Source organism: Clostridium sp. D5, from assembly GCF_000190355.1.
Lineage (GTDB): Bacteria > Bacillota > Clostridia > Lachnospirales > Lachnospiraceae > Faecalicatena > Faecalicatena fissicatena_A.
Window position 1 is genome coordinate 195,091 of record NZ_GL870815.1, and the last position, 23,290, is coordinate 218,380.

Below are 23,290 nucleotides of genomic sequence, written 5' to 3' on the forward strand. Positions count from 1 at the left end.
AATTGGCTACGACAAAGATATGGGATGTCAGGGGCAGGATGGATCATGTAATTGATTATGTAAATAATGCTGAGAAAACAGAAAATGTGAAGTTTTCGCGGCAGGATCTGCAGGGGCTGCGGGATGTCATGGATTATATGCTGCAGGATTATAAGACGGAACAGCAGTATTATGTAACGGGGCTGAACTGCCATCCCCAAACAGCAAGGCAGGAAATGATGGTTACGAAGAAACAGTACCAGAAGGAAGGGGGCATTATTGCATACCACGGATATCAGAGTTTTATGCCAGGAGAAGTCACCCCACAGCAGGCCCATGAAATTGGGGTGAAGCTGGCAGAGGAATTGTGGGGGGCCAGGTTCGAGGTGATCGTGGCAACCCATTTGGATAAGGCCCATATTCATAACCATTTTGTACTGAATTCGGTTTCATTTGCAGATGGGCGCCGCTATTATGATAACAATGCATCCTATGACCTTATGAGGAAAACATCCGACCGGCTTTGCCGAGAATACCGGTTGTCCGTAATTGAGAATCCGCAGACAGGAAGGCGGCCGAGTTATGATGCATATCTGGCAAGTCAGGAGGGGAAACCGACCTGGAGAGATTATATTTTAGCAGACATTGAGAAAAATATAGCCAGATCCGCTACGATTTCTCAATTTTTTCATAATATGGGGGTGCAGGGATACGAGATAAAAATGAACCGTAAGTATTTTACACTCCGCCCATTGGGAAAGGAGCGTTTTGTACGGATTGACAGGAAGAATCCGGAGTACTCCCTTGAAAATATCCAGAAGAGGATATTGGAAGAAAATAATAAACCTTCGAAACGCTTAACAGGAAATATTAGAGCAAAAGGAGGCGGAGGGGATAAATATTGGAAGATTCCGGTGAAGGGAAAGAAAAGTGAAACACGTAAAATTGGCGGGTTTCGCGGGCTATGCCTCCATTATTGCTATCTATTAGGTGTATTTCAGAAGCCTTCACGGCGAAAGCAAGGTGAAATGCCTCTCGTATTAAAAGAAGATGTGCGGAAGATGGAGCGGATTTTTGAAGAGACCAAGCTATTATGCAGGAATCACATTGATACGGCAGAACAGTTGGACGCATATCAGGCGGGGATTAAGGCGCAAATGAGAGCGTTGGGCAAGGAGAGAACAAGAATGCGAGGCTTATCCCGAAAATTAAAGGATACAGAAACACTGGAAAAAGTGAAGAACGATATTGCAGAGCTGACATGTCAGATATCGGGACTTAGAAAAGAAGAACGTTTATGTAATGGTATCAGGGAAAGATCGGGGATGATAAAAGAAAAAATAGCTGTTATGAAAACAATACAGTATGGGAAAAAGGAAAACCAGGAGAAAGAGAGGAACCACAATGAATACGTCAGGTGATGCGGCGGAACAGATTGTCCGCCTGACTTTGGAAGGATATGAGGTTGTATTGAAGATTACAGGTTCGGCAGCAAAGAATATTGCTGCCTTTTTGTATGCTGCACTCCGGGATGCGGATAAGAACAAAACCAGCGGCAGGACACGGTTAAAGTCCATGCTGCGTTCAGGAAAGGAATTGAAGATCTATGGAGTTAGGAACTCCGATTTGAAGACATTTAAGGAAGAGGCTAAGCGGTATGGTGTTCTATACTGTGCCCTGCGCGACTCAAAAGGCAGTCCGGATGGAATGTGCGATATTATGGTAAGAGCAGAAGATGCCGCCAAGATTGAACGGATTGTAGACCGGTTTAAATTTGCTGCTGTAGAGAATGCCGGAGTAAAACACGAGGCTGAAAAAGAGAAACCTATAGAGGAATTATTAGAAAAAACGGCGGCAAAGGAAGATCAGGGGCATCGGGCAGCGCAGGAAGAAAAAGAGAGCCTAATGCAGGGAAACCCTTCTATGGGGGAGACAGAAAAAAGCCCTCTGTCAGAGCCATCCTCCAGGAGGCCAGGGAACGACGCCAGGGGTACTTCTGATTTGGATCACAAACCATCAGTTCGCGGGATGCTAAAAGAGATGAAAGAATCAAGGGGAAAGAAGGCGGAGGCAGGAAAACAAAGTGTTGAGAAAGTATCGAACAAAAAGGAAATGCCACATGCGCAGCCAGGGCGAAAATCAGGGAAAGGGAAAGTGAGGTAATGTGGGTGGATGATATATTTGAAAATGTTCACAGCGGGATCCGGAAGACAGAGGTGCTGGAGCGGAGGCTGGAAAGGATAAGGGAACATGACGGAAGAATATAAACAGGAACTGCCGCTGCCATTTTATCTGGCAGGGGCAGTTCTTGTTATATGGGCGGCGTTGCTGACAGCACCATTAATCCCAGACAATTTTATGAATATTGCTGCAGGTTTGAAAGAGTCGATGAAACATCCCCTGCAGATTGTATGGTGTGAGGGCAGCTTGAAAACAGTTTTTTTGTTTTTACTTGCATATGTAATGGGCATTGGAATCTATTATGCTACAAAACGTAATTACCGGAAAGGGGAAGAGCATGGCAGTGCAAAGTGGGGGAGCCCGAAAGTATTGGGGAAGAGATATGCTGATCATGATTTCTGCAGTAATAAGATACTGACCCGGAATGTAAGAATCAGCTTTCAGGTCAGGAAACACAGAAGGAACCTGAACATTGTGGTAATAGGCGGGGCAGGCTCCGGAAAGACAAGATTCTTCGGGAAACCAAATGTCATGAGCGCAAACTGCTCAATGGTAATTCTGGATCCCAAAGGTGAGATATTACGTGATACAGGGCATTTGCTGGAAACCAAAGGCTATGTGGTGCGGGTACTGGATTTGATTAATATGGAACGGTCACACTGCTATAATCCTTTTGTTTATTTACAAAATGATAACGATGTCCAGCGGCTGGTTACAAATTTGTTTAAATCCACCACGCCAAAAGGTTCCCAATCACAGGATCCCTTTTGGGATACGGCGGCCTCCATGCTTCTGCTTGCATTGGTTTTTTATCTGAAATATGAGGCTCCAAAAGAGGAGCAGAACTTTCCAATGGTTATGGAGATGCTGCGTGCAGGCGATGTGAGCGAGGAGGATGACTCTGAGCAGAGCCCTTTGGATGAACTGTTTGAACGTCTGGAAATGAGGGAACCAGAGCATATCGCATTGAAGTATTACCGTGCATATCATTCGGGTTCGGCTAAAACGTTGAAATCCATTCAAATAACATTGGCGGCACGGTTGGAAAAATTCAACTTGGAGAGCCTTGCTTCTTTGACGGTAACAGATGAACTGGAACTGGCCAGGATGGGTGAGGAGAAGATGGCGTTATTTGCCCTGATACCAGACAATGATGTAAGTTTTAATTTTCTGGTCAGTATTTTATATACGCAGTTGTTTCAGCAGCTTTTTTATGTGGCTGACCGCAAATATGGCGGGAGTCTGCCGGTACATGTGCACTTTGTAATGGACGAATTTGCCGTGCGCCCGTACGGGCTTATTAGAAATCTGTCAGTAGCGTGACAGTAGGTTAGATATGGAAAGACCTATTACCATTCGGCTTATCCGAAAGGGAAACCAGACGGGGAGTGCAGCATGTCGAAAAAGGTGCTATTCAACCAATCATCAGGTTGTGAACGGGCATCGAGGTAAGATGTTTTGTATGAGGATAAACAGTTGAATTACTTGAATGATAGCCAGAGGAGCTTTATCGTCAGCCTTGACGGAATTGATGATTACTTACGTCAAGCTGTAGCAAGTATACGTAAAGTTGCGCGAAGTACGTATACACCATATCTTGCTACTAACCATCCACAATAAGTGGAAAATGGCGAAAGTCGTATCCGACAACAAAACATGCTTGTTCTAATGAGTCTAAACGGGGATGACCTAACCCGAAATGCTTGCTGATACGCAAGCTATGACATCAGCGTCTGAATATTCGGTATGGTCACGGAGTCCTCGTAGTAGTTTGAGGGCGGGAAAGCCGCCTACAATGCGATAAAAAAATATCGCTATGCGAAGGAGGACAGTTTATCTCTTCAAAATAATTTAGGAAAGGTGCGTGATGCATTATGAGAAGTCCAAATATTATTTTGGAAAATCTACAAAAACACGCGAAAGCAGAGGAATACCAGTATAACAGATTGTACAGAAATTTGTATAATCCTGATTTTTATCTGCAGGCGTACCAAAACATTTATGCCAATAAAGGGTCTATGACACCCGGCATAGATGGGATGACACTTGATGGTTTTGGGGGTCAAAGGGTAAATAGACTTATTGAAAACCTGAAAGACCATAGCTATCAACCAGCTTCGGTAAAAAGAGTCTATATACCAAAGAAAAATGGCAAGAAGCGTCCTCTGGGTATCTCATCTTCGGATGACAAGCTGGTACAGGAGATAATCAGAATGATATTGGAAAGTATTTATGAACCGACATTCTCGACACTATCTCATGGTTTCAGAGCCAAAAGGAGCTGTCATACTGCCCTGTTGCAGATACAGCATAATTTCACTGGTATCAAGTGGTTTGTTGAAGGTGATATAAAAGCCTATTTTGACACGATAGACCATCATATATTGGTGAATATTTTGCGGAAGCGTATCAAGGATGAATCATTTCTGGAATTGATATGGAAGTTTTTGAGAGCAGGATATCTTGAAAGATGGGAGTATAATGCGACCTACTCTGGCGTAGCTCAGGGTTCAGGGTTTAGTCCAATACTTGCAAATATTTATCTAAATGAATTGGACAAGTATATGGCGGAGTACGCTCAAAATTTCAATAAAGGAAGTGGACGGCGCTCAGGAAAGGAATATGGAAAGTTACATGGCAGACATCAGAGATTCAGAGAAGGTAACAGGAAGATATGGCATACACTTTCCGAGGAAGAAAAGAGAGTCCGGCTGAAAGAGGACAAACGCCTGAGAAAAGATTTTTTGAATGTTCCCAGCAAAGAGCCGATGGACGGCGAATATAAACGTATTCAGTACACACGTTACGCTGATGATTTTTTAATCGGAGTAATTGGGAGCCGTGAGGATGCAGAAATGATAAAAGCCGATATTAAGTTGTTTCTTCGGAACAAGCTGAAGCTAGAGCTATCGGATGAAAAAACACTGATTACCAGTGGAAAGGATAAGGCTCGCTTTCTTAGCTATGAGATAACAATCTCCCAAGATATGAATACCACAAAAACATCACGAGGGCAAAGCAGAATCTTTTACAGTAAAGTGAAGTTATATGTGCCTAAGGAAAAATGGATTGGAAAGCTGTTGCAGAATGATGCCCTTAAGATTATTAACAAAGCGGGCGAAAAAGAAAAATGGAAACCGTTACAACGAGATGAATACATCTATCTTAAGCCTAATGAAATGGTAATGAAGTTCAATGAACAGATACGAGGACTCTATAACTATTATAGACTCGCTAACAACGTGTCAGTCCTGAACAAATTCTATTATGTAATGGAGTACAGCTTATACAAAACTATTGCTGCAAAATATCGTATTACGATGACTCAGGCAAAGCTTAAATATTGGAAAGATAAGGTGTTCTCAGTTCCATATGAAACAAAAAATGGAACGAAATACGCAACCTTTTACAACAAAGGTTTTGTGAAAATGAAAACACCGTTATATGACGGAGTAGACATTACGCCAGAATATAGTCATCTGTATAAACCCAGAGAATTGTTCTATAGGTATAAATCGGGAAAATGTGAATTATGTGGCAAAAAATGTAATGAAGTCACCGTGCATCAAGTAAAAAGTCTTCTTGATTTAAAGGGGGAGACTGAATGGGAACGGTGGATGAAGAAGAGAAAGCGCAAGACCATTATTGTGTGTGAAGAGTGTCATAGACTCATTCACAATGAAATGTAGATTATAGGTAAATGGAGAGCCGTATACATTGAGAGGTGTACGTACGGTTCGGGGGCGAGCGTTCGGAAACCTGCTGTTGTGAGACAGTAAGGCGCTGGGCGCTTAGCCTACAATGTTTCACTTCCGGATGACTTTGATAAGATTCTTTCGGTAATGCGTTCGAGGGGGATATCTGTTTCTATTATTCTGCAGAACCTGTCGCAGCTGAAGGCACTGTTCGAAAAGCAGTGGGAGTCGATTTTAGGGAATTGTGACAGCTTCCTCTATCTGGGAGGAAATGAGCAGGGTACCCACAAGTATGTTAGTGAGCTGTTAGGAAAAGCCACTATTGATACGAATACTTATGGAAAATCGACAGGGCATTCAGGAAATTATTCCACGAACTATCAGATAACAGGACGGGAACTAATGACACCCGATGAAGTGCGTATGCTGGATAACCGGTATGCGCTTTTGTTTATCCGTGGGGAACCAGCAGTGAAGGATTATAAATTTGACATCATGAAACATCCGAATGTAGGGCTGACTACGGACGGGGGCGCAAAGCCATACCGACATGGAGAGGCAGACGGGGCGATAGGGAGTGTCAGCATAGTCACAGGTGTATTACCTGACGGTACGCTCGATGTTACACCGGCGCTGGAAACAGGGCAGGAAGAAACAATTGTCTATGAACTGCTCTCAGAGGCTGATTTGGATGAGTATTTCTAAGACAAAAGGAGGAGCAATAAAATGGATCGGAAGAAAGAGTGCAAGGAAAGAAAAAATGAGAGGCGGCGTAAAAGTAGGGACTTCAATGCCCGCTGTCTTTTTATGATCTATGCCGTGGCGGTGCTTTTGATTACTGTTGGAAGCATTACAGTTCATGCGGAAGGTGATCCTATAACCGTTGTAAATAATCTTTCTGATTTTATCTTCGGGTTGATCAGGGCGATTGGAATGATCCTGCTTGGGTTTGGCATTGTGCAGGTAGGACTGTCCTTGAAATCCCATGATCCATCCCAAAGAGCAAATGGATTTCTGACTCTGGCAGGAGGAATCATTATAACATTTGCAAAGGAAATCCTGAATATGATTGCCGGATAAAGAGAAGGGAGCCAGGCGGTAAGAACCTGCTGTCTGGGCATGGAAAGGAGGTGGATGAATGGAGTCAGATAATTGGGTGGTCCAGAATCTGATGAAGGCATTGGAGACGTGGAACGAGAAGCTTTCTGAGATATGGGAGCTGCTGACCCAGTCTCCGGAAACCTTCAGAGGCGGGGGGATATGGGCAGTTATGGTCAATATCAATGGAGCACTGCAGGCGATTGGATATGCGCTGCTTGTACTCTTTTTTGTTGTTGGGGTAGTGAAGACATGCGGCAGTTTCACAGAGGTGAAGCGTCCAGAACATGCAGTGAAGCTGTTTGTGCGCTTTGCATTGGCAAAAGGTATCATTAGCTATGGGATGGAATTGATGATGGCTCTCTTTACGATTGTCCAGGGGATTATTTCTTCCATCATGAATACGGCAGGCTTTGGAAATGTGGACGAAGCTGCTCTGCCGGAGGAGATGGTGACGGCAATTGAAGACTGTGGATTTTTAGAAAGCATTCCGCTGTGGGCGGTTACACTGATAGGTGGGCTGCTGGTGACGGTTTTATCTTTTATCATGATACTGTCTGTATATGGACGGTTCTTTAAGGTTTACCTGTATACGGCAATTGCGCCGGTTCCGTTATCAACATTTGCGGGGGAACCAAGTCAGAATGTGGGAAAGAGTTTTCTGAAAAGCTATGCAGCGGTTTGCCTGGAGGGGGCGATCATTGCACTGGCGTGTATCATATTTTCCTTGTTTGCGTCCTCGCCGCCGGCAGTCAATACAAGTGAGGCAGCGGTGACTATGGTGTGGAGCTATACTGCAGAGTTAACATTCAATATGCTGGTATTGGTGGGGACAATCAAGATGTCAGACCGGGTGGTAAGGGAAATGATGGGATTATAAAAACGGACGCTCCCTGTATGGAAACGTCCGTTAGCATTTGATGTTAAAAAACAGATTCATCGGTATCCTCATAGCGCATATCACCGCGGGCATCTATATAGACGGCATCGCGCGGGATCCCCATTTCTTTTGAGCGCTGCAGCTGCCATTTAATATCATCTGCCCGGGCACTCATGTATCGGTGTTCCTGAATTGCGTGGTAAAGAGATACAATCCAGCTGATGAGTGTGATGCCCAGCAGGCCGAAGAGAATGATAAAAGCCAGCTTCTCATGTGCGGCAGCCCATTTGTTCAGCACAGTGCTGATTAAAAGAAAATAGATGACCGGAAGCGTCAGGCGTAATTTACCGGCAAGTTTAAAAATAATAGAAAGCAGGAATAAAACAATAGTTATTCCTAGTGAAAGCATAGCTGCATATATCATAGTCGCACCCCCTGAATTGTTTTCTTATGAACAGTATAACAGGAACGGCAATGATTGCAAATGTGCAAATATTTTGTGAAAGGAAAGGCAACAAAATGAGGATTATCATTAGAAGTCAAGAGTTTGTTGCTATTGGTGATGTATGGAAGTAAAAATAAACCGTGACATACGGGAATATACGGAGACTATGTTTTTCGGACTGTCCTTGCGGCAGTTTCTTTTTTCTGCCCTGGCATGTGGAGCGGCAGTGGGGATGTATTTCTTTTTGCATCCTTATCTGGGGACGGAGACAGTTTCATGGGTATGTGTGCTGGGGGCGGCTCCATTTGCTGTACTGGGATTCTTCCGGTACCACGGGATGAATGCAGAACAATTTATTTGGGCGTGGCTGAAATCAGAGATTATGATCCCGAAACATCTGGTGTTCTGCCCGGAAAACTTATATTACGAGGCAGTGAAAAGCTGCCTGGAACAAAAAGTGAAGGAGGGGATAAAACGACATGATAAAGGCATTGGGAAATGTATTGAAACAAGACAAGGAGCCATTCAGGGTGCCGAAAAGAGTGCAGGATGCCATTCCGATTCAGACAGTCTATCTTGACGGGATTTTTAAAGTGGGAAGGAGTAAGTATGCAAAGACTTATAAGTTTACGGACATTAATTATGAGGTGGCTTCCCATGAGGATAAAAAAGGAATGTTCTGGAATTACAGCGATATTTTAAATTCTTTGGACAGTGGGGCCACTGTGAAGCTGACTGTCGCAGTAAGGAAGATGAATAAGGAGGAATTCAAAGAAAAAATACTCATGACATACCAGGGGGATGAGCTGGACCGCTTCAGGAAGGAGGTGAATCAGATGCTGCTCGACAAGACGCAGGATGCAAATGGGCTGATGAAGGAGCTGTATGTAACTGTTTCGGTCTATAAAAAGGGCATTGAAGAGGCGAGAAATTATTTCCTGCGAATGGGAAACAGTCTGGTAAATCATTTTGCGGATCTCGGAAGCACCTGTGTGGAAATGGAAACGGAGAAAAAACTGCGTATTCTGCATGATTTTTACTGCGCAGGGGAAGAAAGCAGCTTCCAGTTCGATATGAAGGACTCTGCCAGAAAAGGACATGACTTTAAGGACTCCATCTGTCCAGACAGTTTTGCGTTTGAAAGTGATTGCTTCCAGATGGGGGAGAGGTATGGCCGTGTTTTATACCTGAAAGATTATGCATCTTATATCAAGGACAATATGATTTCCGCTCTGGCAGATATCAACAGGAATATGATGCTGAGCATTGATATTATACCTGTGCCTACTGATGAAGCAATACAGGAAGTAGAAAGGCGGCTGCTGGGGGTAGAGACGAATATTACAAATTGGCAGAGGCGGCAGAATGCGAACCAGAATTATAGTGCGGCCATTCCCTATGATATGGAGATGCAGCGGAAGGAAAGCAAGGAATTTTTGAATGATCTGACTACACGCGATCAGAGGATGATGATTGCGGTACTGACGCTGGTGCACACTGCGGATACAAAGAAACAGCTGGACATTGATACGGAGGCTTTGCTGGCGATCGGAAGGGAGCATATGTGTCAGTTTGCAGTGCTTCGGTATCAGCAGATGGATGGACTGAATACTGCGCTGCCAATTGGAGTCAGGAAGATTCATGCACTTCGGACGCTGACAACGGAAAGTCTGGCTGTATTGATGCCATTCCGGGCGCAGGAGGTTCTGGATGCCGGGGGTATTTATATGGGGGTGAATGCAATTTCTCATAATCTGATACTGGTAAATAGGGATAATCTTCTGAATCCTTCGGCATTTGTCCTGGGAGTTCCGGGAAGTGGGAAGTCTATGCTCACTAAGCTGCTGATTGTTTTGATTGCTTTGTCTACCGATGATCATATCCTAATCTACGATCCAGAAGGCGAGTATCAGCTTTTAGTTGAGGCATTGTATGGAATTGTGCTGACCTTTTCTGCGGGCGGGCAGGTACATCTCAATGCGATGGATATGGTGAAGGGGTATGGGGAGAAGGATCCGATCATTGACAAGTCTCAGTTTATCCTGTCTCTTTTTGAGCGGATCAGTGATCATCAAGCTATCGGGCCCAAAGAAAAGAGTATTCTGGATCGGTGTGTTGCAAGAGTTTATCAGGACGGAAAAAAGAGTGGGATTGTTCCAAGTTTCTTTCAACTGAGACGGATATTGCTGGAGCAGACGGAACCGGAAGCGCAGGAACTGGCATTAATGCTGGAACTGTTTACGGACGGAACATTGGATATCTTTGCACATCCGTCAAATGTAGATATCAGCAACCGGATTATTTGCTTTAATACACGGGATATGACAGAGGACTTAAAGGCTGTGGGACAGCTGGTCATTACCGACCATATGATTAACCGGGTGGCGACAAACTGGGAGAATGGAATTCGAACACATATCTTTTTAGATGAATTTCATACACTTTTGGAACATCGGTACAGTGAAAACTTTTTTGATAGTGCATATCGGCGGTTCCGAAAAAGAAATGCATGGGTGACAAGTCTGACACAGAATGTGGAATATGTTCTGGATTCTACAAAGGCGCGCACGATGCTTTCTAATTCTGAATTTATATTGATGCTGAACCAGGCGGCTTCTGACAGGGACAGGCTGGCGGAACTGCTGCATATCTCACAGGAACAGCTGAATTATGTTACGAACGCCAGGGCGGGGAATGGGCTGGCAAAAGTGGGGAGTTCCCTGGTGCCGTTTCTGAATCCATTTCCCAAGGATACGGAATTGTATCGGTTGATGACCACCAAGCCATCGGAGGAATTTTAAATAGAAAGTGTTGAACAGAGATTTTCTGAATGAACATCATTATATTGGCATAAAATAAAGTTGTAATTGCATTTTGCGGAAGGGTATTGTAAAATGTAATTAGAAAAGCTGTGAATCAGCGGTGGGTTGACACCTAAAATCTGATACGTTTTCCGAACGCAGGTGTCGGAGGTTGGCAGGCAACGGAAAAACCTGTTATTATCCAGACGTAGGTGCTGGAGGTTGGCAGACAACGGAAAAATCAACCCTGAGAAGGGAATGTTTGGTGCTGCGGCATCGACATTCCCTTTTATGAAACTATATGGCTAAAGGATAAGGCTATGGACAAAAGAAAAGCAATCCAGATTATGACAAAAGCGGCAGACTTATATCAGAAAAATCTCGAAGATCAGAAGATTCTTTTTCTCTACGGAACCCCTCTCAGATTAAAAAACAGTTTCAGACAGAAGAAAAAAGGATATCTGCGATTAAAGGCTATGAAGTGGCGTTTCATCGGTATAATTTTCTGCATTTGACAGGTGTAAAGATAAATACTTCTCTGGTAGCTTCTGCTATACATTTTTATGAGAAGTGTTTGAACAGACGTTTGAATGAAGATGATTTTTCCTTTTCAAGAGATGGTTCTACAGGACAAAAACTGGAGATATTGGAAAGTATGATGCAGATTAAACGGAATGTTACAATGATTGGAGATTTTACAGACAGGGGGCCAAAACTGTATTCGGAAAAAGCTGCGGGAAGCATATGTGCTTGTATTGGCTTTGTAAAAGATTGGAATACGAGGCTGAATGTGCCGAATACTCTTTTGAAAAAGGATATAAGGGATGTAACTGCAAGTCCGGTTCAAAAAGTATATGCGGTTATTGCTAAAGGTTATACTGAAGAAAAATATTCGGTTTTGGAGAAAGTGGATAAGAATCTGAATTTAACAGGAGTCTTTTTTTTAGAAGAAATCGAGAGAATGTTAAACCGAGAAAGTTTATAGTAGTTAAAAATATTGAGGCGCATGAGACGTAACAGTTTCATGCGCTTTTATGCGTCCAGGGAGTATACCCAAAGGACACACCGAAACATATGCCCAGTGGGCGATTCAGCAGCATAGCAGCAGAATAAGGAATGACTATTATTGTCAAACAGTAAGTGGATTAGGCATCTGGCATAAACGCCGGGCGCCATATCTTTATGTACCGAATTTGGAAAGTTAGCAGCTTGAAGCGAAAATGGATAGAAATTAGAGGGATAAATATGAAAGGTTTGTATTTTGCGTCGAAGAAACATGAAGAATTTTATAACCGAATGCTGAGGCAGAGTGGAAGGAAAGACAAATACCACTGTGCCTTTTTTTATTGCGTTGGAATTACGGAAATAACCCGTGATAACGTTGGTAAGTTATTTGACTTTGAAGATGACAGTATTAAGCCGGAAGCAATCCATGCAGGATGGCAGACGGGAGAGAGTACGGAGATAACATGTCTTGCCTTCAATTTGTGGAATGGGTTTATGCAGGAGGGGCGGGAAGAGATGCTGGGGCCTTATGAATTGTTTAACAGCCGTTTTGCACTGTACTACATGGAAGGCGTAAAACTGAGGCATCCGGAGCAATTCAGAACGGAGCCTAAAAGAGGGCAGGAGAAGGTATGGTATAGATAAATTTGTTGTCAGCACGGTAAAGGAGGAGGCAGAACTGATGGGGAGAGATGTGAAAGAGAAAGAAAGTAGGAAAGATATTAAGCTATTGAATAAGGCTGAGATTGTTTCGGGACATCTGAAAGATTCTGTAGTAAAAACTAAGATGGATGTCAGTGAGGCCCAGGACGAAGATCGAACATGTCCATCAACATATGCGGGAGAGAAGTTCAGTGCAGGGACTAAGAAAGTGGCTGACTTTACTGGAAAACAGATTTGGGCTCAAAGCGAAAAAACTGTACAACGGGTCTCGAAAATACGAAGGGGATTCTCAAGCCGTAAGCATGAGGCGCATTATTCAACTAATGAACAGACATTTGGAGCAGAAAATGGGACGCCAGACAGACAAGACGATATGTTAACAGGCCGGGATATGCAGTCGCAAATCAAGAAGTTTGAAATTAAACAGAAAGATAAAATAGAGAAAGAAATCAAGACTTTAAGGCGTTCGCAACAGGCGGTAAAACAGTTTAGTTATTCTGCGGGTAAAGATATAAAACAAGTGGTATATCCAGTTCAAAAACCATATCAGCAGGAGAGGAAAATTGCACAGACATCTGCTAGAGCAAGTGGACAGAATGTATTGAGAGCAGCTAAAGATATGGATAAAACAGTAAAGAATTCTCGTAAGATGGGGAGTTCAATTTCTGTAACTAAAAGACTGATCCGTGGTGTTCCAAAGATTGCTAAGAGGATGGCTTCCACCACCAGGAGCATATTTTTATTAGTTTCAACGTTTGGGAGTGCAGCAGTGGTACTGATTCTGATGGTTGTTCTCTTTGGGAGTGTTTTGTCTGTGAGTGGAGGAAACAATGGGAATGCAGATGATTTGATCAGCGTTGAGGTTCGTCAGTATGAATCGACTATTTGGCGTTATGCCTCACAATATGGAATTGAAGATTATACGGAACTGATTAAAGCGGTTATGATGCAGGAAAGTGGAGGGCGTGGGCAAGATCCAATGCAGAGTTCAGAATGTGGCTATAATAACCGATATCCTCGTACACCAAATGGAATTATTGATCCCGCATATTCTATTGAATGCGGAGTGCAGATGCTGCGAGATAGTATTCAGATGGCTGATGTGAAGAATCCGATAGATATAACACGAATCAAACTGGCTTTACAGGGATATAATTTTGGAAATGCGTATATTAACTGGGCAGTAGAAAAGGATGGAAAGTATACTGCTGCAAATGCGGCACAATATTCAGATATGATGGCGCAGAGGATGGGATGGAGCAGCTATGGAGACAAAGAATATACCTCCCATGTACTTCGTTATTATGCTTTTAGGGAAGTGGTACAAGGTGGCGGTAGCAAGGCGATAGTGGAAGTTGCATTGTCTCAGGTCGGAAATATAGGGGGAGAGCCTTATTGGAGATGGTACGGATTCAGCGGAAGAGAAGAATGGTGTGCCTGCTTTGTGTCTTGGTGTGCAGAGCAGTGCGGATATATAGAAAGTGGATTGGTTCCGAAATTTGCATATTGCCCAAATGGAGCTGCATGGTTTCAAGAACATGGACGCTGGAAAGGACGGGATTATGTTCCTATATCTGGTGATATTATATTTTTTGATTTTGATGGGGACAGGATATCGGAACATGTGGGGATCGTGGAAAAAGTAGAAGATGGGATGATATATACTGTGGAGGGAAATTATGAGGATGAGTGTAGTAAAGCGAGTTATTTGCTTAGTGATATCGGTATAGCAGGGATTGGAGTATGTACCTACTAAGTGCAACATTTAATTGTAGAAGTGTGGGCTAATATTGTGAGGATAAATTCGCTTAAAATCTTGTCTCAGTGCGTGCTTACTATAGTCAGCGTGCAGAAGTATGTGATCCACACTTATGAAATGCAAGCAGCACTGAGACAAGTGTAGGAACAAAAATGAGGGCGTAATTTTTTCTGTGTCTGAAAACGCGTTAGATTTCTTGGATTAAGTTAGATATGTATGGGTTTTCCTGTCGGAAACAAACTTTTTATCATGTCGAATTACTTCTTTACTTATAGTATGTCCAATTAAATAAATCTTATACTATTTTTTTGCACACCAACTACGATACCCATAAATCATTTTTTTATGTGGGCTCTGGAATAAGAAGGAAAAAAACGGCTATACTATAGGTACCGACGGAAAAAGAATAGAGGATACCGGCTGATTCAGCTTACCAACTGTCAGCCGGTATTTTTCTGTCCTTTAGAGGTATTGGTTGATACGGTCGCCATAAAGGATTACTAACTGGCTTAATACCAGATCCCAATTACGGTACCGTTGTGTCCATTTCTTTTTGACATTCTGTGTGGTCAGATAAAGCATCTTTTCCAAAGAACTGTCCGTTGGAAAAGAACTTTTCGTTTTTGTTGCTTTCCGGAATTGACGGTTTACCCCTTCAATTATATTTGTGGTATACATAATTCTGCGGATATCCTCACTGAACTGGAAGAACGGGCTTACCACATCCCAGTTCTGTTCCCAGCTGCTAATGGCATAAGGGTATTTTTTGCCCCAGACTTCTTTCACCCCTTCGAGTTCTGAAAGTGCCGCTTCTTCAGTCGGGGCTTTATAGACTGCCTTAAAATCGGATGCAAACTTTTTGATGTCTTTATAGGATACATACTTAAAAGAATTACGCAGCATATGAATGATGCAGCGCTGCACCTGCGCATCCGGATATACGGCATTTATGGCTTCCCTGAAGCCGGTAAGGCCATCTACGCAGAAGAACAGCACCTCCTTTACTCCCCGGTTCTTCAGGTCATTCAGCATTCCGAGCCAGAACTTGGAGGACTCATTGGCCCCGATGGTAATGCTTAGGATATCCTTATTCCCATCCAGTGTCACGCCAAGGACAACATAGGCGGCCCGGTTGATAATTCTCCCGTCCTCCCGTATTTTATAGTGAATTGCGTCCATAAAGACAAAGGGATATACGGGATCAAGCGGTCTTGACTGCCACTCCTTGACTTCCGGCAGAACCTTGTCCGTGATTTTACTGACCATGTCTGCGGACAATTCAATCCCGTACAAGTCCTGCAGCTGGTCATGGATATCCCGGGTGGTCATTCCCCTGGCATAAAGTGAAATGACTTTTTCTTCTATACCGGAAATATCCCGTTGGTATTTGGGAATGATTTTGGGCTCAAACTCACCCGTCCGGTCACGGGGGATATCCACCGAGAACTCACCGTACTGGCTTTTGACGGTCTTTGGTGAATACCCATTCCGTTTATTATCGGATTCCATATCCTGCTTATTATTTTTGGTGTAGCCGATGGAGGCATCCATCTCAGCCTCTAAAAGCTCCTGCAGCATATCTTTGAAGCTGTCTTTGAAGAGGGTGTAGATGTCCTCCACACTGTTAATGTCATTCTCTGCAATAATCTGTCGTAATTGTTCCTTTGCTATAGCCATAAAAAGCTCCTTCCTGAAAAAGAATTATTTTATCTAATTCTTTCCAAGAAAGAGCCATTTATTTCCATAGACACAACTTATATTACATTACCACAAAAATTACAATAAGATGTCATTTTTTTCTGGGTTAATCTTGTCTGGTATATTTTTATGTTTTAATGTAATAGCATAAATATGCTCAATATCACCTTTTTCCATGGTTTCCAAAATTGAAATATGTTCTTTGTATGCTTGTAACATTCTTCCTGGACGAGCAAAAGAAAGTGTTGCTAACTTAAGCATACGATATAAATATTTATTAAATAGTAAAATAAATTCTTCATTTTCAATATATTTTATTATCTCTAAGTGAAATGAAAAATCATGGTCAAGAAATTCGTCAACCGACTGTGTTGTATTATATATGCTTAACATGAAATCTGTTTTTTGGTGTAATATCTTAAAAAGTTCTTTTGCCTTAGGTTGAGTATAATGACTTGTGATTATTGTAGCACTGTAAGCTTCAAGTGCTAGTCGAGTTTGGATTGTTTCAATTATCTCTTGGTTTGTTAGCTGATGAATACAAAATCCTTTACTTGGCAAAATATCGATATAACCTTCTTGTACAAGACGGAGCATTGCATGATGAAAAGGCGTCCTGGAAATGCCAAGAGAGTTTGCCAGCTTTGTTTCTGAATAGATCTTATCAGCTGAAAGCTGTTGAGTGGTAATAAGTTTCTTAAGATGATTGTAGGCATGTTGGTTTAATGATGTCATTTATTAAAACTCCTCTGTTCAAAATATGTCTTCCCAAATTTAATGTTTGAAATTCAATATAGTTTTTTATTTTATGATTATTTAATTCATTTTACGATATTTTATTTTAAATTTCAACTCCATATATTACTAAATAGCGCCGAAATGCGCATTCTGCTATTAGCTCACAGTAAACGCTCTTCTCTTAATTGCCTTCCCAATGTGATTTTCTTTCTATATTTTGATGTACAAAATTTTGTAAGTAATTATATTGTTATCAACTGTTGAAAGTCTATGTGTTGTGAAAAGTATACAAATTTATGTGAATCAATTATGCAAAACATAGAAAATAAAAAAATGGGTTGACCGGTATACCGGAGTGAGCATATACTAGATTTACAAAGATAAACCGGTATACCGGTATGATGTAAAAGGAGATGAAATGAATAACAAAGGGATTGTATTCAATGTACAGCGCTATACCATTCATGATGGTCCTGGTTTGCGTACAGAATTTTTTCTGAAAGGATGTCCTCTTCGTTGTGAGTGGTGCAGTAACCCAGAAAGTCAGAAAGTTAAGATTGAAGTTGGGGTTTATACAAAAAGATGTATTACAGATAAGAAGTGCGGTGGCTGTTTGGAAGTATGCCCAAACCCTGAGATGCTGAATTTTAATGAACAAGGGAAACTGGTATCCATTGACTATAAAAAGTGTATAGGTTGTCTGGCTTGTGTTAAGGAATGCCCCAGTGATGCTTTAAAACAGTGGGGAGAGGTTATGACTATCGAGGACTGCATGAAAGAAATTCGTAAGGATAAAGGATACTATGAGCGTTCAGGCGGGGGCGTTACTGTTTCTGGTGGTGATCCATTGGTACAGGTTGATTTTGTGGCTGCATTGTTTGAGCAGTGTCAGAGGGAGGGGTATCATACTTGTCTTGAATCTGATTTTTATGGAGAGTGGGAAAGCGTAGAGAAAGTTTTACCCTGTACGGATTTATTCATTGCAGATATTAAACATATGAATGGTGAGGTTCATAAGACTAGAACTGGTGTGTCTAATACGAAAATTTTAAATTGTTTAAAGAAGCTGGCAGAGCAGGGAAAACCTATTATCTTAAGAATACCTGTTATTCCTCGATTTAATGATGATATGAAGAATATGGAGGAAACGGCTGATTTTATCATTAAAGAAATGAAAAATAAAGTTAGGACATTACAGTTATTAAGTTATATGAGATTGGGTGAGGAAAAGTATGAGTCTTTAAACAGGCCTTATCCAATGCGTGGGTATCGAATGAATCGTCCAGCATTGCAGAAAAGAATTCAGAAATATGCAGATTACTTTAATGGGAGAGGCATTCATTGTGTTGTAGGAACCAGAGAAGTGGAGGAAAATAGATCTTCTGATGCCAATCTGATGTAAAAAAATTTTAAAGGAGGATATAACTATGAAGAAAATGAATCACACTACTGCAAGCGGGGTTTATCCGTATGACCACCAGTATGGGGGGATTGGATACCAGGTAGGACATGAGGGATGGTCACCGTTCCCACGTGTAAATCGGTTGCGCGAAAAATGGGGAGAATTGCCATGGAATATTGACGTAACACGTTTGCGTTTGGTAACTGAGTCTTACAAAGAGCACTGGGGAGAATCATGGAAGATGCAAACGGCTCATGCATTCGAGCATTTGACAGCAAATATTCCTCTTGTGATTTATCCGGATGAACTGATTGTCGGTGAGATTGCGGCGCCGGCAAAAGAAGCACCGCTGTTCCCGGAATATTCTGTTAAATGGATCATTGATGAGATTAAAAACCATCCTTTTGAGGAACGTCCAAATGATGAATTTTACATCAAGAGTGATGAAGACCGGCAGGAAATTCTTGAACTATGCGAATGGTGGATTGGTAAGACTGTCAACGCATTAGTGGAAGAGTCCTATACAGAAGAAATGAAAAAAAGTAATGAGTGTGGTGCAAGTATTGGTATTAGTTCGGATTATCGTTTTGGAGGTATTGGACATACAGCTGTTAATTATGGAAGAGCTCTGAAGCTAGGGTTTGACGGCTTGATTGAGAAGGGGGAGAATGCACGTGCTCATTTACATCCGGGGGCCCCGGATTATGAAGAGAAGATGGAACAGTACGAGGCAATGCTGATTACTCTGAGGGCTGCAAAAGCATATACAAAGCGTTTTGCAGAGACTGCTGCTGAGTATGCAGCAAAGGAAACAGACCCTCAGAGAAAGAGTGAACTTGAACAAATGTCTGCAAACTTAGAACAAATTGCAGGAGGACCCGCAAAGACATATTGGCAGGCATTGCAGTTGTTTAATTTATTGACTACATTAATCGAAATGGAAGCGAATGGACAGTCAATCTCTTATGGGCGTTTTGACCAGTGGTTAGATCCATATCTTCAGCATGATTTAAAACAAGGTATGATTACAAAAGAATTTGCCTTGGAACTGTTGGAAGTTCAATTTGTTAAGCTGAACAATCCGACAAAGTTGAAAGATGCAGATACTGTTGCAGAACGTAATGGCCGTGGATTTGGAGGCGAATCGCTGACAATTGGCGGTATTGGACCGGATGGAGAGGATGCAACAAATGATACAACAATGATGGTTCTGGAAGCAAGTGCGCATACACGTATGCTGGCGCCATGGACGGCAGTTCGCTTTTCAGATAAAACACCGTATGAGCTTCTGATTAAGACAGTTGAAGTTATACGGTGCGGTTTTGGACATCCAAAACTTTATAATGATGCTCCTGCGATTAAAGCGTATCTGGAAAAGGGGGCAACATTAGAGGAAGCTAGAAATTATTCTGTTGTTGGTTGCGTTGAGCCTACTCTTGACGGAAGAGAATATGGATGGGTCGGCGCAGGTATGATTAATGCAGTTAAGGTTATGGAAATGGCACTAAATCATGGACGTTTGTTTGGAGAGAGTGAGCAGATCGGACCTGATGCAGGCGGTTACGATACGTTCGAGAGCTTTGAAGAAGTTTTGGGGGCAGTGGATAAGGAATTTGAATATGCAACAAGAATGATATGTGAATGTAATAATGTTTTGGATGTATCACATAGAAAACGTAAGCCATTACCGTTTATTTCGACCCTGTTTAACGATCCGCTTGACAACGGCCTGGATCTGACAGAAGGTGGTGCACAGTATAATGGAACTGGACCGGAGACATCAGGTTGTGCGACAGCAGCAGATATTTTGTCAACAATTAAGCAATTGGTATTTGATGAAAAGAGCTATTCGATAGAAGAACTGGTTCAGGCATGTCTGGATAATTGGGAAGGTCATGAAAAACTATATCAACTGGTAAATAGTTCGAAGGTTCATCATTTTGGTAACGATGATGACTATGCAGATGACCTCTTTAAGTTTGTATTTAATAGCATCTGCACAAATATGAAAAAGAATAAGAATCATCCAAGAGGTGGAAAATTTAATCCGGGTGTTTACTCTGTTAATGCAAATGTTAGTATGGGTCACCAAACAGTTGCGAGTATTGACGGGCGGAAGAACTGGGAACCAATTTCCGAAAATATGTGCCCTGTTCATACCGAATGTGCATCTCACGATGTTAAGGGGCCAACAGCAATTATAAATTCTGTAGCTAAAGTAGATCATGGTTTTGCAACAAATGGAACACTTTTAAATATTCGTTTCCCTGAGGATGCAGTTGCAGGAACAGAAGGGCGAGACAATCTGGCAGGTTTCATTTCCGAGTTAATTGACAGAAAGATTCTTCATGTCCAGTTCAATGTTATGTCTGCCGAGAAAATGAAAGCTGCACAGAAGAATCCGCAGGATTACAAGGATATGTTGGTGCGAGTTGCAGGATATTCTGCATATTTTGTTGAATTAGGCAGGCGTCTGCAGAATGATATCATTGGACGTACAGAGTATCACTTTTAATCTCAAATAAGGTGCTTAACATTATATGAAATATTATAATGATTTTACCATGATTAGTATACTAGATTATTTCGGTCTGTGAAAAAGGTAAAAGTTGGTCACTTACTGAAATAATCTAGAATTAAAATGAGAGGGGTCTTTGTTATGATTTTTGAATTGAAGATGTTATTTATAGGCATGTTGCAGTCATTTGGTTACTTCGTTGAAGGTTGTGCCGGTTTCGGTGGTTCAGTTATATCTTCTCCTATTAATGCGGCTTTGATAGGACCAGATACAAGTATTCCCTTTGCAACTATGTTGGCATTGCCAGTTTTGTATTATTCAGCAATTACCGGATTTAAAACAACATCCTGGAAAGATTTAGGTAAAATCCTTTTGTTCATGGCGCCGGGATTCATTCTTGGAAATTATTTGGGAATTATTATTAACGCTGATATGGCTAAAATTGGTATTGGGGGAGCTGTTACGATTATCGCTTTAATGAATATTTGGAAACACATTATTAAACCTTATGTTTTCAAAATTCCGGAGGAAGAAGAGGATGATGAATCTGATACATTAGGAAAAAAAGTATTTCGTTATACTTGCCTAATTATTGGAGCTACTGTGCATGGCGCATTTACAATTGGCGGTCCTTTGATTACTGTTTATACCTTAAATGCAGTTAAGGATAAGTATAGGTTTCGTAGCACGATGCTGACAATGTGGTGCATTCTGGACACGATTAATGCAGTGCGTCATTGCGTTACCGGTAGATGGACACCGGAAGTTCTAGGGTATTTTGTTTGTGCAGTTCCGTTTACAATTTTGGGGTATTATTTTGGTATTAAATTGTTACATAAAGTTAACCGTGCTCAATTTTTGCGTTTTATTTATGTAGTTCTGTTGGGTACTGGTGGAAGCATGTTTGTGACTAGTTTATTGGCTCTGTTTTGATAATATAGCATCCTGTGGATATAAAAGAATATGATGGAGTTATGGGAAAAGCTATTATAAAATATCTGTGGAAACACAACGGAAAAAGGAGAGGAAACCTTGGAGAATAAGGCGGACAGAAAAACGATGATTGGATGGGGAATTAGTATTTCAATTCCAGCGTTTATCGCATGTATTCCAGTTTCTGATATATTTTCAGGTTCACTAAAGCTCTTTTTTGTTATTACATTTTTTGTTATTTTTATCTTTGCCTTTGAATTGTTACCCAATGTAATTGCCGCAGTTCTTTTGCCATGCTTATATATGGTAACGGAGCTTGTACCAGTGGAAACAGCCTTTGCATCATGGACCAGCAGGACGGTATGGATGGTCATTGGGGGGCTGCTTCTTAGCAATATGTTGGAAGATTGCGGTCTGCTAAAAAGAATTTCCTGTTTTGTTATAAAAAAATGTGGCAGAACCTTTAAGGGTGTTGTATTTGGCAGTTTTATTATTGGAATTATTTTGAATCTGGTAACGTTTTGTAATGGGTGGCTGATTGGTAGTGTTCTTATTTATGGTATCTGTAAAAATATGGAGTTAAAGTGCTCTAAAGAATCGGCCATCGTCTGTCTTGCAGGAATTATGGGAGCATCAGGGAGTGAAATCTGCTTATATAATCCAGTGTATTTTTCTATGGTAGAAAGTGCACTGACAGAATTTGCACCAGGGTATAGGATGACTTTGAAATCTGCATTTCAGTATAATGGTTGGTTTTTATTGTGGTGTATGCTGGTGTTTATCATTGTAATGAAGGTGTACAAGGTTAAGGATTATAAGATGAAGGGGTACAGTAGCTATAAAGAGTGTTTTGAAAAACGCTATGCAACACTGGGAACGATGAGCAAGAAGGAAAAAAAAGCCGTTGTGATGTTGGTCATACTGCTGATATATTTGAATTGTTCTCGTTTTATCGGACTACCAGAGTCATACGGATTTATTATCCTCCCGTTGTTGATGTTTATGCCGGGCATACGGTTGGGAAATGAAGATACCATAAAAAGGTTAAATTTTTCAACGGTATTTTTTGTGGCCACATGTATGGGAATTGGGATTGTGGGATCTGCAATTGGTTTTGATGATCTTCTGACAACTATTGCCTTGCCGATTTTGGAAGGAAAGGGAATGCTGTTTGTATGTTTGGTGCTGCTTGCAATGGGGATGATTGCAAATTTGTTTATGACACCGTTTGCAATGTTGGGGGGATTGGCTATTCCATTTGCTCACATTGCAGTTTCTTTGGGGATAAACCCGGTAGCTGCTGTTATGTTATTGATTTATTCAAGTGAAATGGTTTTCTTTCCATATGAATCATCAGGCTATTTGATTATGTATCAGTATGGGATGATACCAATGAAAGAATTTATCAAGCAGATGACCTTGCGAACGATTATCATGTATTTAGGATTTGTTATTGTTATATATCCAATGTGGAAATTGACTGGTTTGCTTTAAA

18 protein-coding genes and 2 pseudogenes are annotated in these 23,290 nt (G+C 41.6%); 17 read left to right on the forward strand and 3 right to left on the reverse strand.

The annotated features are described in order from the left end of the window. Window positions 1-2: 2 nt before the first annotated feature. From HMPREF0240_RS16180 to HMPREF0240_RS16210, 7 genes and pseudogenes are all read left to right on the forward strand, one after another. Window positions 3-1,400 carry a relaxase/mobilization nuclease domain-containing protein gene (locus HMPREF0240_RS16180; RefSeq protein ID WP_035313794.1) on the forward strand — a complete coding sequence of 466 codons (1,398 nt, stop codon included), beginning with the start codon at window positions 3-5 and terminating at the stop codon, window positions 1,398-1,400. Next, window positions 1,384-2,142: a PcfB family protein gene (locus HMPREF0240_RS16185; RefSeq protein ID WP_009004489.1), complete on the forward strand. Its 759-nt coding sequence runs from the start codon at window positions 1,384-1,386 to the stop codon at window positions 2,140-2,142. Before HMPREF0240_RS16180 ends, HMPREF0240_RS16185 begins: the two co-directional genes overlap by 17 nt. A gap of 87 nt (window positions 2,143-2,229) precedes the next feature. Next, window positions 2,230-3,441 (forward strand): annotated as a pseudogene (locus HMPREF0240_RS16190) (type IV secretory system conjugative DNA transfer family protein); the annotation flags it as partial. Between the two features lie 593 nt (window positions 3,442-4,034). Beyond that, window positions 4,035-5,849: a reverse transcriptase domain-containing protein gene (locus HMPREF0240_RS16195; protein ID WP_009004491.1), complete on the forward strand. Its 1,815-nt coding sequence runs from the start codon at window positions 4,035-4,037 to the stop codon at window positions 5,847-5,849. A 111-nt stretch (window positions 5,850-5,960) separates the two neighbouring features. Then, window positions 5,961-6,560, forward strand: a pseudogene (locus tag HMPREF0240_RS16200) (TraG/TraD/VirD4 family protein); the annotation flags it as partial. A 102-nt stretch (window positions 6,561-6,662) separates the two neighbouring features. Then, window positions 6,663-6,935, forward strand: coding sequence for a glutamyl-tRNA amidotransferase (locus HMPREF0240_RS16205; protein ID WP_083806289.1), 273 nt, complete (start codon window positions 6,663-6,665; stop codon window positions 6,933-6,935). A 58-nt stretch (window positions 6,936-6,993) separates the two neighbouring features. Then, window positions 6,994-7,833, forward strand: a complete 840-nt coding sequence (locus tag HMPREF0240_RS16210; protein WP_009004494.1) for a hypothetical protein — start codon at window positions 6,994-6,996, stop codon at window positions 7,831-7,833. A gap of 43 nt (window positions 7,834-7,876) precedes the next feature. Here the strand turns inward: HMPREF0240_RS16210 and HMPREF0240_RS16215 are convergent, their stop codons facing one another. Next, a complete protein-coding gene (locus tag HMPREF0240_RS16215; protein ID WP_009004495.1) occupies window positions 7,877-8,257 on the reverse strand; it encodes a hypothetical protein in 381 nt (126 codons plus the stop codon). 142 nt (window positions 8,258-8,399) lie between these two features. On the opposite strand from HMPREF0240_RS16215, the gene HMPREF0240_RS16220 reads away from it, so the two are divergent. From HMPREF0240_RS16220 to HMPREF0240_RS16240, 6 genes are all read left to right on the forward strand, one after another. Then, a complete protein-coding gene (locus HMPREF0240_RS16220; RefSeq protein WP_009004496.1) occupies window positions 8,400-8,858 on the forward strand; it encodes a PrgI family protein in 459 nt (152 codons plus the stop codon). Then, window positions 8,758-11,079 carry a VirB4-like conjugal transfer ATPase, CD1110 family gene (locus HMPREF0240_RS16225; RefSeq protein WP_009004497.1) on the forward strand — a complete coding sequence of 774 codons (2,322 nt, stop codon included), beginning with the start codon at window positions 8,758-8,760 and terminating at the stop codon, window positions 11,077-11,079. Before HMPREF0240_RS16220 ends, HMPREF0240_RS16225 begins: the two co-directional genes overlap by 101 nt. Window positions 11,080-11,399: 320 nt before the next feature. Beyond that, window positions 11,400-11,594, forward strand: a complete 195-nt coding sequence (locus HMPREF0240_RS25065; protein WP_009004498.1) for a hypothetical protein — start codon at window positions 11,400-11,402, stop codon at window positions 11,592-11,594. Then, window positions 11,561-12,064 (forward strand): PBECR4 domain-containing protein, encoded by a 504-nt coding sequence (locus HMPREF0240_RS16230; protein ID WP_009004499.1) that lies wholly within the window; start codon window positions 11,561-11,563, stop codon window positions 12,062-12,064. Before HMPREF0240_RS25065 ends, HMPREF0240_RS16230 begins: the two co-directional genes overlap by 34 nt. A gap of 260 nt (window positions 12,065-12,324) precedes the next feature. Further along, window positions 12,325-12,729, forward strand: coding sequence for a DUF6075 family protein (locus tag HMPREF0240_RS16235; RefSeq protein ID WP_009004500.1), 405 nt, complete (start codon window positions 12,325-12,327; stop codon window positions 12,727-12,729). A gap of 49 nt (window positions 12,730-12,778) precedes the next feature. Continuing rightward, on the forward strand, window positions 12,779-14,503 hold the full coding sequence (locus HMPREF0240_RS16240; protein WP_198137810.1) for a lysozyme family protein: 1,725 nt from the start codon (window positions 12,779-12,781) through the stop codon (window positions 14,501-14,503). 465 nt (window positions 14,504-14,968) lie between these two features. Here the strand turns inward: HMPREF0240_RS16240 and HMPREF0240_RS16245 are convergent, their stop codons facing one another. Then, window positions 14,969-16,183, reverse strand: coding sequence for an IS256 family transposase (locus HMPREF0240_RS16245; RefSeq protein ID WP_009004502.1), 1,215 nt, complete (start codon window positions 16,181-16,183; stop codon window positions 14,969-14,971). A gap of 99 nt (window positions 16,184-16,282) precedes the next feature. After that, the gene (locus HMPREF0240_RS16250) at window positions 16,283-16,939 is read right to left on the reverse strand and encodes a GntR family transcriptional regulator (protein ID WP_009004503.1); all 657 of its coding nucleotides are present in this window, start codon (window positions 16,937-16,939) and stop codon (window positions 16,283-16,285) included. A 421-nt stretch (window positions 16,940-17,360) separates the two neighbouring features. Here HMPREF0240_RS16250 and HMPREF0240_RS16255 point away from each other — a divergent pair, with 421 nt between their 5' ends. The 4 genes from HMPREF0240_RS16255 (at window position 17,361) to HMPREF0240_RS16270 (ending at window position 23,289) form a co-directional block, all read left to right on the forward strand. Then, entirely contained in the window at window positions 17,361-18,344 is a 984-nt protein-coding gene (locus tag HMPREF0240_RS16255) for a glycyl-radical enzyme activating protein (protein ID WP_025656267.1), read from the forward strand. 25 nt (window positions 18,345-18,369) lie between these two features. After that, window positions 18,370-20,859: a pyruvate formate lyase family protein gene (locus HMPREF0240_RS16260; protein WP_198137811.1), complete on the forward strand. Its 2,490-nt coding sequence runs from the start codon at window positions 18,370-18,372 to the stop codon at window positions 20,857-20,859. Window positions 20,860-21,003: 144 nt separating this feature from the next. Next, on the forward strand, window positions 21,004-21,795 hold the full coding sequence (locus HMPREF0240_RS16265) for a sulfite exporter TauE/SafE family protein (protein ID WP_025656268.1): 792 nt from the start codon (window positions 21,004-21,006) through the stop codon (window positions 21,793-21,795). A gap of 99 nt (window positions 21,796-21,894) precedes the next feature. Further along, window positions 21,895-23,289: an SLC13 family permease gene (locus tag HMPREF0240_RS16270; protein WP_009004507.1), complete on the forward strand. Its 1,395-nt coding sequence runs from the start codon at window positions 21,895-21,897 to the stop codon at window positions 23,287-23,289. Window position 23,290 lies beyond the last annotated feature (1 nt).

What these genes read in the sequence shown, in the direction of transcription:
- HMPREF0240_RS16260 (WP_198137811.1), top strand. Translation starts at nt 18,370, where the DNA reads ATGAAGAAAATGAATCACACTACTGCAAGCGGGGTTTATCCGTATGAC.
- HMPREF0240_RS16235 (WP_009004500.1), top strand. Translation starts at nt 12,325, where the DNA reads ATGAAAGGTTTGTATTTTGCGTCGAAGAAACATGAAGAATTTTATAAC.
- HMPREF0240_RS16255 (WP_025656267.1), top strand. Translation starts at nt 17,361, where the DNA reads ATGAATAACAAAGGGATTGTATTCAATGTACAGCGCTATACCATTCAT.
- HMPREF0240_RS16225 (WP_009004497.1), top strand. Translation starts at nt 8,758, where the DNA reads ATGATAAAGGCATTGGGAAATGTATTGAAACAAGACAAGGAGCCATTC.
- HMPREF0240_RS16210 (WP_009004494.1), top strand. Translation starts at nt 6,994, where the DNA reads ATGGAGTCAGATAATTGGGTGGTCCAGAATCTGATGAAGGCATTGGAG.
- HMPREF0240_RS16205 (WP_083806289.1), top strand. Translation starts at nt 6,663, where the DNA reads ATGATCTATGCCGTGGCGGTGCTTTTGATTACTGTTGGAAGCATTACA.
- HMPREF0240_RS16250 (WP_009004503.1), bottom strand. Translation starts at nt 16,939, where the DNA reads ATGACATCATTAAACCAACATGCCTACAATCATCTTAAGAAACTTATT.
- HMPREF0240_RS16245 (WP_009004502.1), bottom strand. Translation starts at nt 16,183, where the DNA reads ATGGCTATAGCAAAGGAACAATTACGACAGATTATTGCAGAGAATGAC.
- HMPREF0240_RS25065 (WP_009004498.1), top strand. Translation starts at nt 11,400, where the DNA reads ATGGACAAAAGAAAAGCAATCCAGATTATGACAAAAGCGGCAGACTTA.
- HMPREF0240_RS16215 (WP_009004495.1), bottom strand. Translation starts at nt 8,257, where the DNA reads ATGATATATGCAGCTATGCTTTCACTAGGAATAACTATTGTTTTATTC.
- HMPREF0240_RS16220 (WP_009004496.1), top strand. Translation starts at nt 8,400, where the DNA reads ATGGAAGTAAAAATAAACCGTGACATACGGGAATATACGGAGACTATG.
- HMPREF0240_RS16195 (WP_009004491.1), top strand. Translation starts at nt 4,035, where the DNA reads ATGAGAAGTCCAAATATTATTTTGGAAAATCTACAAAAACACGCGAAA.
- HMPREF0240_RS16265 (WP_025656268.1), top strand. Translation starts at nt 21,004, where the DNA reads ATGATTTTTGAATTGAAGATGTTATTTATAGGCATGTTGCAGTCATTT.
- HMPREF0240_RS16185 (WP_009004489.1), top strand. Translation starts at nt 1,384, where the DNA reads ATGAATACGTCAGGTGATGCGGCGGAACAGATTGTCCGCCTGACTTTG.